General features: G+C 70.8%; 12 protein-coding genes. 6 read left to right on the forward strand and 6 right to left on the reverse strand.

From position 1 onward, the window contains the following. Positions 1-118: 118 nt before the first annotated feature. The gene (gene srmL, locus BLT28_RS04015) at positions 119-1,195 is read right to left on the reverse strand and encodes a PheS-related mystery ligase SrmL (RefSeq protein ID WP_030433750.1); all 1,077 of its coding nucleotides are present in this window, start codon (positions 1,193-1,195) and stop codon (positions 119-121) included. A gap of 235 nt (positions 1,196-1,430) precedes the next feature. Between srmL and BLT28_RS04020 the strand changes: the two genes are divergently transcribed. Next, positions 1,431-1,946 (forward strand): DeoR/GlpR family DNA-binding transcription regulator, encoded by a 516-nt coding sequence (locus tag BLT28_RS04020; RefSeq protein ID WP_269459657.1) that lies wholly within the window; start codon positions 1,431-1,433, stop codon positions 1,944-1,946. 276 nt (positions 1,947-2,222) lie between these two features. Here the strand turns inward: BLT28_RS04020 and BLT28_RS04025 are convergent, their stop codons facing one another. Then, a complete protein-coding gene (locus tag BLT28_RS04025; RefSeq protein ID WP_030433748.1) occupies positions 2,223-2,681 on the reverse strand; it encodes an Lrp/AsnC family transcriptional regulator in 459 nt (152 codons plus the stop codon). An 80-nt stretch (positions 2,682-2,761) separates the two neighbouring features. On the opposite strand from BLT28_RS04025, the gene BLT28_RS04030 reads away from it, so the two are divergent. Next, the gene (locus tag BLT28_RS04030) at positions 2,762-4,162 is read left to right on the forward strand and encodes a pyridoxal phosphate-dependent decarboxylase family protein (protein ID WP_052408260.1); all 1,401 of its coding nucleotides are present in this window, start codon (positions 2,762-2,764) and stop codon (positions 4,160-4,162) included. A 1-nt stretch (position 4,163) separates the two neighbouring features. Here the strand turns inward: BLT28_RS04030 and BLT28_RS04035 are convergent, their stop codons facing one another. After that, positions 4,164-5,162, reverse strand: a complete 999-nt coding sequence (locus BLT28_RS04035; protein WP_156051886.1) for a hypothetical protein — start codon at positions 5,160-5,162, stop codon at positions 4,164-4,166. 81 nt (positions 5,163-5,243) lie between these two features. Then, entirely contained in the window at positions 5,244-5,849 is a 606-nt protein-coding gene (locus BLT28_RS04040) for a TetR/AcrR family transcriptional regulator (protein WP_030433745.1), read from the reverse strand. A 54-nt stretch (positions 5,850-5,903) separates the two neighbouring features. On the opposite strand from BLT28_RS04040, the gene BLT28_RS04045 reads away from it, so the two are divergent. Then, a complete protein-coding gene (locus tag BLT28_RS04045; RefSeq protein WP_030433744.1) occupies positions 5,904-6,632 on the forward strand; it encodes an SDR family oxidoreductase in 729 nt (242 codons plus the stop codon). An 18-nt stretch (positions 6,633-6,650) separates the two neighbouring features. On the opposite strand, the gene BLT28_RS04050 is transcribed toward BLT28_RS04045, so the two are convergent. Both BLT28_RS04050 and BLT28_RS04055 read right to left on the reverse strand, forming a co-directional pair. Then, entirely contained in the window at positions 6,651-7,553 is a 903-nt protein-coding gene (locus tag BLT28_RS04050; protein ID WP_162184961.1) for a GAF domain-containing protein, read from the reverse strand. 93 nt (positions 7,554-7,646) lie between these two features. Then, complete coding sequence (locus BLT28_RS04055) at positions 7,647-8,873, reverse strand: helix-turn-helix domain-containing protein (protein WP_156051884.1); 1,227 nt, start codon at positions 8,871-8,873, stop codon at positions 7,647-7,649. 174 nt (positions 8,874-9,047) lie between these two features. Here BLT28_RS04055 and BLT28_RS04060 point away from each other — a divergent pair, with 174 nt between their 5' ends. Genes BLT28_RS04060 through BLT28_RS04070 form a run of 3 tightly spaced genes read left to right on the forward strand, consistent with a single transcriptional unit; the run spans position 9,048 to position 13,119 of the window. After that, positions 9,048-9,308 (forward strand): hypothetical protein, encoded by a 261-nt coding sequence (locus BLT28_RS04060; protein ID WP_030433741.1) that lies wholly within the window; start codon positions 9,048-9,050, stop codon positions 9,306-9,308. 8 nt (positions 9,309-9,316) lie between these two features. Next, positions 9,317-11,860: an FtsK/SpoIIIE domain-containing protein gene (locus BLT28_RS04065; protein ID WP_052408258.1), complete on the forward strand. Its 2,544-nt coding sequence runs from the start codon at positions 9,317-9,319 to the stop codon at positions 11,858-11,860. Beyond that, positions 11,857-13,119, forward strand: a complete 1,263-nt coding sequence (locus BLT28_RS04070) for a hypothetical protein (RefSeq protein WP_030433739.1) — start codon at positions 11,857-11,859, stop codon at positions 13,117-13,119. Before BLT28_RS04065 ends, BLT28_RS04070 begins: the two co-directional genes overlap by 4 nt. Positions 13,120-13,121: the final 2 nt, after the last annotated feature.

The following is a 13,121-nucleotide window of genomic DNA, read 5'->3' on the forward strand; positions in this document are numbered from 1 at the left end:
CGTCGGTCGTCAGGGTACGCGTATCGTCAGCATCACCCCATTCCCATCGTCACGCAGAGTGGCTCACTCGAACCGGTTACAGGCATCGTGTCCCGCGCGGTGTGCGCGGCCCGGCCGCCTAGGATCGCGGCCCCGCCGCCCACTGGTGCGCGGTGCCTCGGTGGACGGCGGCGTAGACCCGGTCCCGCAGGACGTTCGCCTCGGTGTCGGAGAGCGTGCGGTCCAGCCGTCGCAGCACGATGCGGACGAGGAGGTTCTTCTGGTCCGCCCGCGCGCCGAGTCGCTCCAGTGCTCGCGGTGGCAGCTCCGCGCAGGGCGTCTCCTGCACGATCTCCACCGACTCCACGCAGTCGTCACCCACCGCGTCGCGCACGCGGTCACCCAGATCCTCGGCGAGGTCGTCGGAATCCACCGCGACGGAGATGTCCCTGGTGATCGACGGCATGGTGGAGGTGGGGCGGTAGGGAAGGAGGTCGAGCATCTGCGGATCGCCGGAGCGGAGGATACGGATGTCGGGGATTCCCTTGCGCAGCATGAGCATCCGGTCCAGCCCGAGACCCATGGCGAGCCCGCGCCACGAGGTGCCCAGCCCCGCGCGCGCGAGCACGGCGGGGTGGGCGAGACCGCACTCGGCGACCTCGACCCACTCTCCGTTGTGGACGATGTCGACCTGTAGACCGTCCACCGTGTACGGATGGGTCCGTGGATCAACGCGGTGTTCCGCGTCCCCGACCAGGGCTTCGATCATGTCCTTCAACGGGGCCAACGGTTTCCGGCTGATCCGCCACAGGTCGAGCTGGTGCGGGGTGCCGGTGTGCAGGCGGTCGATGGAGTCCCGCCGGTAGACGATCCCCGGGCACACCAGCAGCACGTCGTCGGCCGGATCCGCAGCCAGTGCCCGCAGCGCGGGCGGGATCATGGCGCTGGAATGGCTGCGCAGCACGCGGTTCGCGTCGACGTAGCGGGTGTAGCGCGCATCGCGGGTCACGGCGGCGGGGTCGTAGCCGAGGTTGTCGTAGTTGTCGGCGATGCTGACCACGCGATCCCCGCGGCACCACCGGACCTCGCAGCCCCACCGTCGCGCGAGAGCGCCGACGAGATCGTCGACGATGAGCTGGATGGCGTGCGGACCCGTTGCGGGATCGGTCAGATCGCGGATCGCGAGATCGCGGTCGAGCTGTTCCGGGCTGAGCATGACGGCCTCTTCCGAAGGAGGTGGGCGGGTGGTGGGAAGCGACTCCCCCCTGACCCGCGGGCTCCTCGGTGGGCTCCGTCAGCGCGGCACGACGCCGGCCCCACGACGCCCGTTCGGGGTCAGGGGGCCGGTAAATCGGCGCGCGAGATGGTTCACGCCGCAACCATAACGTCCCCTGTTCGGTCGAGGCCAATGGTTTGTACCGGTGCGCACCGCGCAACGCTATGAATTGTCAGTGCCACGAGAACCCTTAGCCGAGCGCGCCGCCGCACTGGTACCTCCCGGACGCGTGACCGTGGGCACGACGGGCTGCGCGAGGACCGCGGCCGTCCGCGCCATCCTGGCCCGGCGCCGCGGGCTGACCCTGGTAACCACGGCACTGACCCCGGTCCTGGCGCTGCGCGGCGGGGCCAAGGTGCTCCTGACCGGCGGAGCCGTGCGCGATCCGGCGCAGGGATGCGTCGGTGCCGTCGCCGAGGCCGCGCTGCGCGCCCGGCCGATCGACATCGCGGTGATCACCGCGGGCGGTATTGACGGGGACGGGTTGAGCGCTTCGTGCCCGGAGCAGGCGAGTGTCGCGCGGACGTTGGTGGAGCACGCTTCCCGGGTGATCGCTGTGGTGCCCGGGGCGGTTTTTGGGGCCGCGGAAGGGACGCGTTTCGCTGGGTTGGCCGAGGTGGATGACGTTGTGACGGATGTTGTCGTGCCGTCAGGGGAATTTGTTGGTCCGGTTTTTCATGTTGTGTCTTGAGCTGGTTGTTCTGCGGCCCGCGCACTACCGAGGGACGACCGGACGCTGGATCAGAAGCGCTGGGATGTGGCGATGGATCTGGTGATGGGCAACGAAACCTGTTCGCCCCAGGGTGAGGTTCGGGTCAACATCACGATGCCGTTGACCAGACGGACGAACCGACGGTGCGGAATCTGCGGCCGAAGTGTCGTCACCACCGCCGGATGAAGCACGAGTCGAGTTGGACGAGCCGGAGGTGGAGCCGATCGCCGACGCGGCGCCGTTCTGAGCGGGACGTCAGGACGGCATGAGAAGGCCCGGTGTGCTCTTCACGGTGGCCATCGCGAACTGTGAGTTGGTGCGCGCGACCCCGGGCAGGCCGGTGAGCTTGGCCATGTAGACGCGCTCGTACGCGCGCAGGTCGGGGACGGCGAGCCACAGCAGGTAATCGGGGCGCCCGAACATCCGCAGGCAGTGCGCGACTTCGTCGATCTCGGTGACGGCGGCCTCGAAAGCCTCGATGGTGGCGCGGTCCTGGACGGCCATCTCGACGTGCAGCAGGACGTGGAAGCCGCGCCCGATGGCGGCGGGATCGATCGAGGCGTGGTAGCCGGTGATCACGCCGTCGCGTTCGAGCTGCCGCACGCGGCGCAAGCACGGGGACGGGGAAAGCCCGACGAGATCGGCCAGCTCGATGTTGGCGAGCCGACCGTTCTCCATCAGGTGCGCGATAATTGCTCGATCTGTCTTGTCCACGGCACAGAATGCTACGGAGACGGGCAGCGGTGGCACATTTGGCACCGCGTGCCACTGCGTTCTTCCTAGTGTGACCAACCATGTTGAACCTGGACGAGGCGGAGCGCGAGCGAGCTGGACAGTTGCTGACCGCCTTCTTCGACGACTACGAGCGCTCGATCCCGCACCGCGCCGTGGTGCCGGAGGTGGACCGAGAAGCCCTCTCCGCGTTGCTGACTCCCTTCCCTGACGAGGGAATCGGGGTCGAAGGGCTCTTCCACGAGATCAACGAGACGATCCTGCCGAACTCCACCACGGTGGCCCACCCGCGGTTCCTCGCCTACGTGCTCGGCCCGCCGAACGGCATCGGGCCATACGCGGAGGCGATCGCTGCCACCATCAACCAGAACTGCAACTTCTGGCAGCTCTCACCAGCGGCGAGCGTGGTCGAGCGAGCGGTGGTCACGTGGCTCTCGGGTCTCTTCGGCTACGGCGAGCAGGCAGGAGGGATTCTCACTGAGGGAGGCTCCATCGCCACGCTCAACGCGCTGACAGTTGCCCTGCACGCGCGGCGCCCGCGTTTCCGGGATCGGGGACTGCACAAGGCCGACAAGCCACTGGTGGTGTACACGTCGGCGGAAGCGCATCGGTGCGTCGACAAGGCCGCGGCGATCCTGGGCATCGGCCTCGACAACGTCCGGCGCATCGCCACGGACGACCAATGGCGGATGCGGGTCGACGTTCTGGAGAAGGAGATCCGCGCGGATCGCGAAGCAGGGCGGGAGCCGTTCTGCGTCGTCGCCACCCCGGGAACGGTGACCAGCGGCTCGATCGACCCCGTCGCCGACATCGCGGACGTGTGCGAACGGCAGGACCTGTGGTTGCACATCGACGGGGCGTACGGCGGGCTTTTCGTGCTCTCCGAACGGAAACGGGAGGAGTTCCGGGCGTGCTCCCGCGCGGACTCGATCGCGGTCGACCCGCACAAGCTGCTCTTCGCTCCGCTCTCGGCGGGCTGTCTGCTGGTGCGTGACCGCGCCGGGCTCACGGACGCGTACGCGTTCTCCTCCTCGTACCTGACGGTCGCGGAGGACCCGCTGATGATCGACTACATGGACTACGGCCCGCAGCTCTCGCGCGGGTTCACGGCGCTGAAGATCTGGAGCGCTCTGCGGACCTTCGGCGTCGCAGCCTTCCGGGATGCGGTGGACCACATGCTCGACCTGGCCCAGTACATGGCCGATCTCATTGGCGCGGAAGGACAACTGGAACTCATGGCACCGGTGTCCCTGACCGCCGTGTGCTTCCGGATCAAGCACGTCGAGCCCGCCGCGGCCCTGGCCACGCTCGCCGAGGAAGGCACCGCGCTCCTCGGGCCCGCACGCCTCGGCGGCCGGGACGGGATGCGCGCCTGCATCACCAACTACCGCACCACGCGGGACGACATCGAGCAGATCGTCGCGCGCCTGACCGACATGGCCGGTCAGGCGCCGGGCGACTGAATCAGGAACAGCGGAGCACGACGGGGGAGTGCCGGTTGTTCGGCTGGCGCATGTAATGGCCCGGGACGGTGCCGTCCTCGCCGACCTTGCCCAGGTACAGCGACTCGGACGTGCGCACGACCGTCTCCACGGCGGCGTTGCGCCACAGGATCGGCACCGCGCCCGCGTCGATCACGCCGACCACCAGGCCGCCGCGGTTGACGCTCTCGGCCCGGTTGCCCTGCGGCAGCACCTGCGGGGTGGCCGCCGCGTCCCACAATCCGGCCCGCCTGCTGTCGTCCTGGTAGACGAAGGTTCCCGAGACACGACCGGCCGCGATCCCGGTGGCCTCCGCGCTCTTCACCCCGGACGGGGCGCGCAGCGCGGTCGCCACGCCGTCGCGCCACTTGTACGAGGTGGCGTTGTGCTGATCGTTGTAGTGGCGGACCAGGATCGTGCCGTCCTCGTCGATGTCGACCGCCTCGACGAAGCCGGTGGGCAGGCCGCCCAGTTCGACCACGGTGTCCGGGCGGTCCGCGGGCCACAGCACGGCCTTGCGGCTCCGGTCCGGCAGTACCGCCCAGCCGACCGCGTCGCCCCGGTCGTTGATCGCGTTCGCCCGGCTGGACGTGCTGCCCGCGGGCAGCGGCAGCCGGGCCAGCGTCGTCCCGGCGGACCGGAACGCCACCGACGAGTACACGTAGCTGGCGTTGCCGACGATCACGCCGCCGCGGTTGACCTCGCGCGCGGTCAGGCCGTTCGGGAAGGTCCCGGCCACCCGGCCGTAGTCGGTGGTCGTGGAGCCGTTCCAGCGCACGATGTGCTGCTCGGACTGGGCGAACTCGGCCGTGCCGACGTAGCCGCCGACCCCGTCGGCCGCGGTCGCGTCCGCCTGGACGGCCCCGGCGGGCATCGGCAGTGGAACGGGCTTCCACGCGCACGCCGCGGCCTCGGCGGTCCCCGGCACGACGGCCAGTGCCGTCGCCAGCGCGGTGACCGCCACCATTCGAGTGAAGTTCACGAATACCCCCTCAGGCATCATGGGGGAACGACCCTAGTCACCGCTTCGACCTGCGGGAATGCGCAAAAACGCGAGTCCGCCTCAACAGAATGCGGGAGCGAGCGCCACGGCCGACGCGGTCCACACCCGTTCGTCGACCGAGTCCGGCTTGAGCACCTGCTGCTGGGCCAGCCCCCGCATGAGCGCGATCAGCGCCGACGCCAACTGACGCGCCTGGGGCTCGTCGAGCACGACCGACCCCGCACGCCGCCCGGTCAGCAGGTGAACGACGTCCTCGGTGCGGGTCAGATCCCGCTCGGCGACGCGTTCCCGCATCCGGGCGTCGCGCATCGTCAGCGCCATCGTCTCCAGTTCGAGCCGGAGCACGCGCTGACCGTCCAGCGACAGCAGAACGTCGCGACAAGCCCCGGCATAGCCTTCGAGCACCTGCTCGGCGGTCAGCTCCGTGTCCTGCTCCAGCGGACGCACGGCGGTGCTGAGCCGGTCGAAGAGGTCGTCGAGCACCGCGAGCAGCAACCCGTGCTTCGCCCCGAAGATCGAGTAGATCGCGCCGGTGGTCAGGCCCGCCGCCTCGGCGACGGCCTCGATGCCCACCGCCTCGTAGCCGTGCTCGGTGAACAGCCTGCGCGCCGCGCCGACCAGGGCGGCCGTGTTGCGCCTGCGGTTCTCGGCGCGCTTGCCCGTCATCCGGCGAACCTACACCGCTTGTGGCGCAACGTCTTTCCATGACACCGTCGTGCCGTGACGCACAGGGAGCTGTCCGGAACGGTCGCGCTGGTCACCGGCGCGTCCAGCGGCATCGGCGAGGCCGTCGCCCACGACCTGGCCCAGCGCGGGGCCACGGTGGTCGTCGTCGCGCGGCGCCGGGAGCGGCTGGCCCGTGTGGTGGCCGAGATCGAGGGCAAGGGCGGCCGCGCGTTCGCCGTGCCCGCCGACCTCACCGACCGCGACCAGGCCACGGCCGCCGTCGCGGACGCGGTCAAGGCGACCGGGCGGCTGGACATCCTGGTCAACAACGCCGGGGTCGGGTTCGTCGAGCACGCGCTGGAGGCCGACCTCGACCGGTGGCGGCAGACCGTGGAGATCAACCTGCTCGCGGTGCTCTCCTGCACCCACGCCGCGCTGCCGCACCTGGTCGCCGCGGCCGAGGGGCCGCGCGGCATCGCCGACGTGGTCACGATCAGCTCCGTCGCCGGCCGGGTCACCGCGCCCGGCTACAGCGTCTACGCCGCCACCAAGCACGCCGTCGGCGCCTTCAGCGACTCCATCCGCAAGGAGCTGGTCGGTCGGGTCCGGGTGGGTCTGGTCGAGCCGGGCGCGGTGGACACCGAGCTGACCGACGCCAGCAAGGCGGAGTTCGAATGGCTCCGGCCCCAGGACGTCGCCGACGCGGTGGCCTACCTGGTCACCCGGCCCAAGCACGCCGCCGTGTCCGAGCTGCTGCTGCGCCCGTCCGCCCAGGAGCGCTAGCACGCCGGGCCTCGGGGACTAGCGGTTCACCCAATCGCGAAGGGCGTCGGCGGGCTCGGGTGCGCCGACGCCGTCGAGTCCGACCATGGCCCGGTGGATCGTGCGGACGGCATCGTCGAGCTTGGCGACGCCGTCCCGCAGCCGCCGCGCGGCGTCGCCGTTGACGACCAGGGACCGGGCGGACGCGAAGCTCAGTCCCGCACCGAAGATCTGCCTGACCGTCTCGGTCAGGAGGGGAACCGCCGCCGGTTCGGCCGGGGCGGGCGCCGTGTCCGAGCGCGAAGGGGCGCCCAGGTGCCGTGCGATGACCTCACCGGCGAACTGGCCGTACAGCGCCATGAGCCGCAGGTCCCGCTCGGGTGGCCGTCCGGGGTGCGGCAGGTGCGTCGAGATCATTCCCATCATCCGGCCGGCCTTGTCGACCAACGGCGTGGACTGGACCGCGCGCACCCCCGCGGTGCGGAAGACCTTGCGGTGCGGTGTGAACGCCGGGTCGTCGCGGACGTCGGCCACGACCGCCTGCGCGCAGTGCGACGCGGCTCGGCCGCAGACGGAACGATCGTCGTCGACGACCGCGAAGTGGTCCAGGAACTCGGGGCCGAACCCGAACTGGGTGACCAGCACGAGCGAGTCGCGACCCGGGTCCAGGAGTTGGATGTTCCCGACCTCGGTGCCCATGAGCGACATCGCCCCGGCGAGGACCTTGGGGAGCGCGGCGGTCAGACCGGGGGCGTCGCGCAGCTCGGCGGTCGCGTCGCGCAGGCTCTGCACCGCCTGGGGCTCGTCCAGGCTGAGATCGACGTAGGCGGCGAGTTGGTCGGCTCGCTGCGCGATCGTGGTCGTGCGCGTCGGCCGGGACCAGACGGCCGGATCGTCGTAGGAGGCCGAGACGTGCTCAAGCGGCCCTGACAGGTTGATCACCATGAGGACCTCGCGTCTTCTCGTGGCGTGCTCGAGGGGCAGGCAAGACTACAATTTCCCGCCGCGCGCCGACTCCGCCAACCTGCTGATGCGTCAGGTAGGTGGCAGCAACCGCCAGTGCTGCAACCAGTTGGTCGAACAGGCGACGAGCGTCAGCGGCGTGCCCGCACCACCCGATTTGGCCTGCTGCAGGCACTGCTCGGGATCGGCAGCGGAGTGCAGGCGGTCCCATTGGACCTGTCCGTCGTTCCAGTGCGGTTCGTGAAGCCACTGCTGCGCGGGCAGCGCGTCGTTGCACGGCCGCCACACGATGTCCGGCCCGCCGCTCGCGGTGAGGCACTGCGGATCGCCGGAAGTGTTGGCCCGCAACGTCAACAGGCAGGTCTTGTGCTCGTCGCGCGGCTGGGCCATCTGGTAGCGCACGCCGATCTCGGTGACGCCGCGCTGCATGCCCATCCGAGGCCGGTCCTGGTTGTTGACGAACATGCTGCTGTGGTGGTTGAGCACGGTGAAGCCGGGGCCTCCGCGCAGACAGGGGTTGTTCTCCTCCATCAGCTCGGCGCTCGCGTTGCGGCTGTCGCCGCCCCACCACAGGTACGCGCCGCCGCCGACCAGTAGGACGACCACCGCGGCGGCGGCTCCGACCAGCAGCGCCGGTGCGCGTCTCGGCGTTCCCGCGGTGCACCGGCCCGCGTGGTGCGTGACGCGCTCGTGGGCGCACTGCCACGCGGGCCGATCAGCCTTGTCGACCGACAGCAGTGACATCAGCTCGGCCCAGTGGTCGGCGGAGGGGAGTTCACGCCCGCGGAGCACGTTGTCCAACCACGCCGGGCTCTGGCCGAGCCCAGCGGCGACCCACGACGGCTCGCGACCGGACGTGCTGATCAACCGCCGCAGCGCGTCGCCGAGCTCCTCCGGATCGCAGACCAGGTTGAGGTCGACCGAGGACTCTTCCTGCGGCGCGGGCGGCTCCTCCTCGACGGGGGTGACGCTCGTGCCGAGGGCGACGACGACGCCCGTGCGCGAGGCCAGCCAGCCGTAGACCTGCCGATCGATCTCCTCGGGGGCGTCGCCCCGGTGGCGCAGGCACGCGCGCACGTACGCGTGGACGAAGTCCTGCCCGGGCAGCGACGTCGGCCGCTTGTCGGTGGCGAACTCCGACAGCGTCGACGGGTGCAGCCGCGGTCCCTTGGTGTTGCGCAGCGCGCGGATCAGCTCCGCTCCGGTCGGGTCGCCGACCTCGACCCGAAGGTCCTTCAGGCGTTTGCGGAACTCCAGCACGAGCTTGGTCGGGGGTATCGGCCCTTGACCGTCTCCCACAGTGACTCCCCGATGACCTTGGAAAATGCGCTCTGACCTGCGTTCGAGGGCTCGAACGCGGTTCGGCGTTCGCGGCCACGGTAGCGCAGTGTGTTCACGCCGAACGGATCAGTTGGTCTTCTGCCCGCGGAGCGCGGCACCGGCCGTGCCGACCGGGAGAGAGGACGCAGCGGCGTGGCTTCCATCAGCGAGGTGAAGAGCGCGATCGCGCGGGCGAACGAGCAGGCGCGGCAGGGCGACCAGGGGCTGAACCAGGCGTCGGCCAAGCTCGACGAGGCGATGTCGATGTTGAACAAGGCCGCGGAAGGGGCGGGCAACGAGCTGATCACCCAGGCGCGGGCGGCGCTGGGCAAGGCGAAGGCGAGCATCGCGGAGGCGCGCAAGGCCATCGCGCACTCGCAGGACTCCGCCCAGCGCTACGCCAAGCAGATCTGAGCGCCGTCGTGGACCAGGACCAGGCCGAGTTCCTGATGGCGCTCAACCGCGTCCACGACGGCCTCGCGCTCGCGAGGGGTAGCGCGAGGGCGCGGCGCGGCGCGGCCGTTCCCGCCACCGGCATCGGCGGGCCCGTCGAGCACGTGCTGGGCGTGCTCCGGGGGATCACTCCCACGGAAGCCCTCGCGGACTGGCACCACGTCACCCGGTTCGCCGAGGTGGACGGTGCTCCGGGGCCGCTGCGGTTCGGCACCGCCCGCGTCGGACTCGGGGCGGGGCGGTGCGCGGACCTCCCGGTGGTGCTCCCGCTGCTCGGCAGCGGGCACGTCGTGATCAACCCGCCCGACCCCTCGTGGCACGGGACACTCGCGCACGAGTGCGCCGCCGAGGTGTCGGCGATCGTGGACAACCTCGTGCTGCGCGCCCTGGCGAGCACACCGCCGAGGTCGTTGCTGGTCGTCGGCGATCGCTTCATGCCTGCGTTCCTGGACCGCGACGACGTCTACGAGCAGCGGCTGGCCTTCGACATCGACCCGACCGGTCCCGGCCAGATGGACAACCTGCTCGCCCGGCTGAACCAGGACGTCGAGCGGATCCGGCGGACCGGGCGGGACCACTGGCGGCTGCTGATCCTCTCCGATCTCGGATCGGTGCTCAGCGCACAGCACATGGAGGAGCTGGCGTGGCTGCTGCGCGCCGGGCCCGAGTGCGGGCTGCACGCCATCCTGATCGACACCCCGGTTCCGCCCGGCGTGGTCGCCGAGACCGTCCACGTCAGCCCGCGCCGGATCCGCGCCACCACGACCGGTCCGCTGCTGGACGTGCGGCCGGACGGCGTCCCGATCCCCGGCTCGCCCGCGATGAGCGCACTCGACGAACGGCTCAGCCGCGGCGGTGTGCCCGCGACCGGCCTGCTGCCGGAGCACTGGTGGACGGAGTCCACAAAGGACGGTCTGGTCGCGGCCGTCGGTGACGTCGGTGGCGCGGTGGAGCGGTTGCGGCTGGGGGACTCGCCGCCGCACGCGCTCATCGGCGGGCCGAGCGGATCGGGCAAGACGAACTTCATCTACGCGCTGCTCATCGGCCTGGCGACCCGGTACAGCCCGGACGAGGTCGAGTTCCACCTGCTGGACTTCAAGGAGAGCGTGTCCTTCGCGGCCTTCGCCCCGAGCGCCGCCGATCCCAGCTGGCTGCCGCACGCGCGCCTGATCGGCGTGAACATCAACCAGGACCGGGAGTTCGGCCTGGCGATGCTTCGGCACCTGGCCGAGCAGCTGCGCATCCGCTCGGCCGCGGTGAAGCGTCACGGGGTCAAGGACATCGCTGGCCTGCGCGAGGCCGATCCGGCCGGCCGGTGGCCGCGGGTGGTCGCGGTCGTCGACGAGTTCCAGGTGCTGCTCGCCGACCGGGACGCCGTCACCGAGGAAGCCGCGACGCTGCTGGAAGATCTCGCTCGGCGAGGGCGTTCGTTCGGCATCCACCTGGTGCTGTCCAGTCAGGACGTCTCCGGTATCGAGGCGCTGTGGGGACGGCCCGCCCTGGTGGCGCAGTTGACGCTGCGCGTCGCGCTGCCGGGGGCGACGCGGGTGCTGGCCGACGACAACGAGGCGGCCCTGGCCCTGCCCCGCTACCACGCGATCGTCAACCACCAGTCCGGCGTTCGCGGACACGACCGCCGAGTCCGCATCCCGCACTTCGACGACGCCGTGCTGGCCGGGACCCAGCTCCAGCTGTGGGATCGGCGTCGCGTGGACGCTCCGGAGCCCTCGGTCTTCGACGGTGATCACGTGCCCGAGCTGCTCGCTGCGGCTGATTACCGTGCCCTGCGGGCGAGTCCGGCCGGCGAGCGCGTGGCATTGCTCGGGCGGACCTTCGACGTCGCCGACCGCAGTGCCCAGGTCGTGCTGAACGGTGCTCCCGGTCGCAACATCGCGGTCATCGGCACCAGGCCGGACGAGGTGCACGGCGTGCTGTCCGCCGCGACAGCGTCCCTCGCCAAGCAGTGCACGGTGGCGGACGCGCGGTTCACCGTGGTCTCAGGAGGTTCCGACAGCATCGCCGCTGATGTGCGCCACCTGCTCGCGGCGCACGGCCATCGGCCGGATTTCGTTGAACGGCAAGACATCCCGGCCTTCCTGAGCGGGCTCGCCGAGCCGGCGTCACCGGGGCCGCGCCACTACGTGGTGTTCGCCGGGGTGGACGCGGCCCATTCGGTTCTGCGCCAACCCTGTGCGAACGGGTCGACCGGACACGAGTTGCTGCGCCAGATCCTCGCCGACGCGCCGGAAACCGGTGTGCACCTGCTGGCCTGGTGGCGCGGTGTGCACCGGCTCAAGCAGGACCTGTCCGACTTCGGAACCCAGTTCGACGACCAGATCGGGATCTGGGTCGCGCTGGACGTCCAGGGCAGCGAGCTGTCCGGCCTGCCCGGAGCGGACCTGATCACGTGGCATCCCCGGCCCCGGCGCGGGTTGTGGTTCGACCGGGCGGCCCACAGCAGGCCGCGCCCGCTCGTGCCGTTCGCACCAGTCCGTTCAGGAGAACCCCGATGAACCCGATCGAGCAGTACCGCAGGGCCATGACCGAGCTGGGCGCCGCCGACGAGGTCGCCCGGGTCGACCACCGGGTGGAGGGCCTCTGGGCCCAGGCCGTCGCGGCCGCCCGGCCCGCGCTCGACGACCGGACCGCCGCCGGGCTGCCGCCCGCGGTCACCCCCGACCTGTCCGCCCCCGCCGACCTCGACATCGGCTCGCACCTCGACGAGATCGAGCGCTTCATCACCGGTGACGTCGGAGAAACGCCTGAGAACACGTGGAATTCCCCGCGTTGGGTGGGCGGGGTCTGGCTGGGCGCCTGCGTGTTCTTCGCCATCGTGCTCGGCGTGACGGTGCGCGGCACGGCGGTGGTGCCCGCGGTCGTGCCGCCGATCATCACGGGGCTCGTGCTGATCGCGCTCGGGCCGGGCCGGGTTCCCGGGTGGATCTGGGCGATCGGGCTGATGCCGTTGGCGATGCTCGCGGCCAGCGGTTCACCGCCGTCCAGCACCGATCTCGTCGCGGCCGAGCCGCAGTGGTTCCTCGGCGTGGTCTTCGTGGTGCTGGTGCACGGCTTCGCCCGGCTGATGCGGGCCGCTGACGAGCAGCGGCTGCGCGCCCTGGTGAACAAGGGAAAGACGATCACGGACTCGATGGTGGTCGCGATCGCGCGACGGCCGTTGGAGATCGAGGTGGTCGCCTGCACGATCGGCGCGGCAACCGGCCCGGGCGCCGCGGTGCTCGTCCTCGCTTCACTGGTCGCCCTGTTCAAGCGAGGTGCGTTGACCAGCGCCGTGGCCGCGGGAGCCGGGCTGCTGATTCTCATGGTGAACTTCGAGACCGGGGACTGGGCGCACCGGATCGTGCTCGTGGCGCTCATCGCGCACTGGGCCCGCGCGATGCTCAGCACCGAGTGGAAGCAGCCCCTCGCGCGCACCGAATGGATCATGGGGCGGGTCGGGCAGGTGGGCCTCGCCGCGGTCCGGCGGACTCAGGGGATGCTGCCCGTGCCGACCTTCTCGTTCTCCTCCGGCCAATCTGCGCGGCCCGCAGCGGAGCCCGCGAAGTACCCGGATGGACAGTTCGGTCGCTACTGCAACAGCTGCGTCGGCGTGACCGCGCACGTCTCGGGCGGGCTCTCCATGCCGTACTGCGTCCAATGCGGAAGCAAGGCCGCCGGCGGCGGGCGCGGTGATCGGAACTTCCCCGACTACTGCGCCTCGTGCGGCGGCACCACACCGCACACCTCGCACGGCTGCGTCGTCTGTGGAGGCTGACC

The sequence above is a fragment of the Allokutzneria albata genome, assembly GCF_900103775.1.
GTDB lineage: Bacteria > Actinomycetota > Actinomycetes > Mycobacteriales > Pseudonocardiaceae > Allokutzneria > Allokutzneria albata.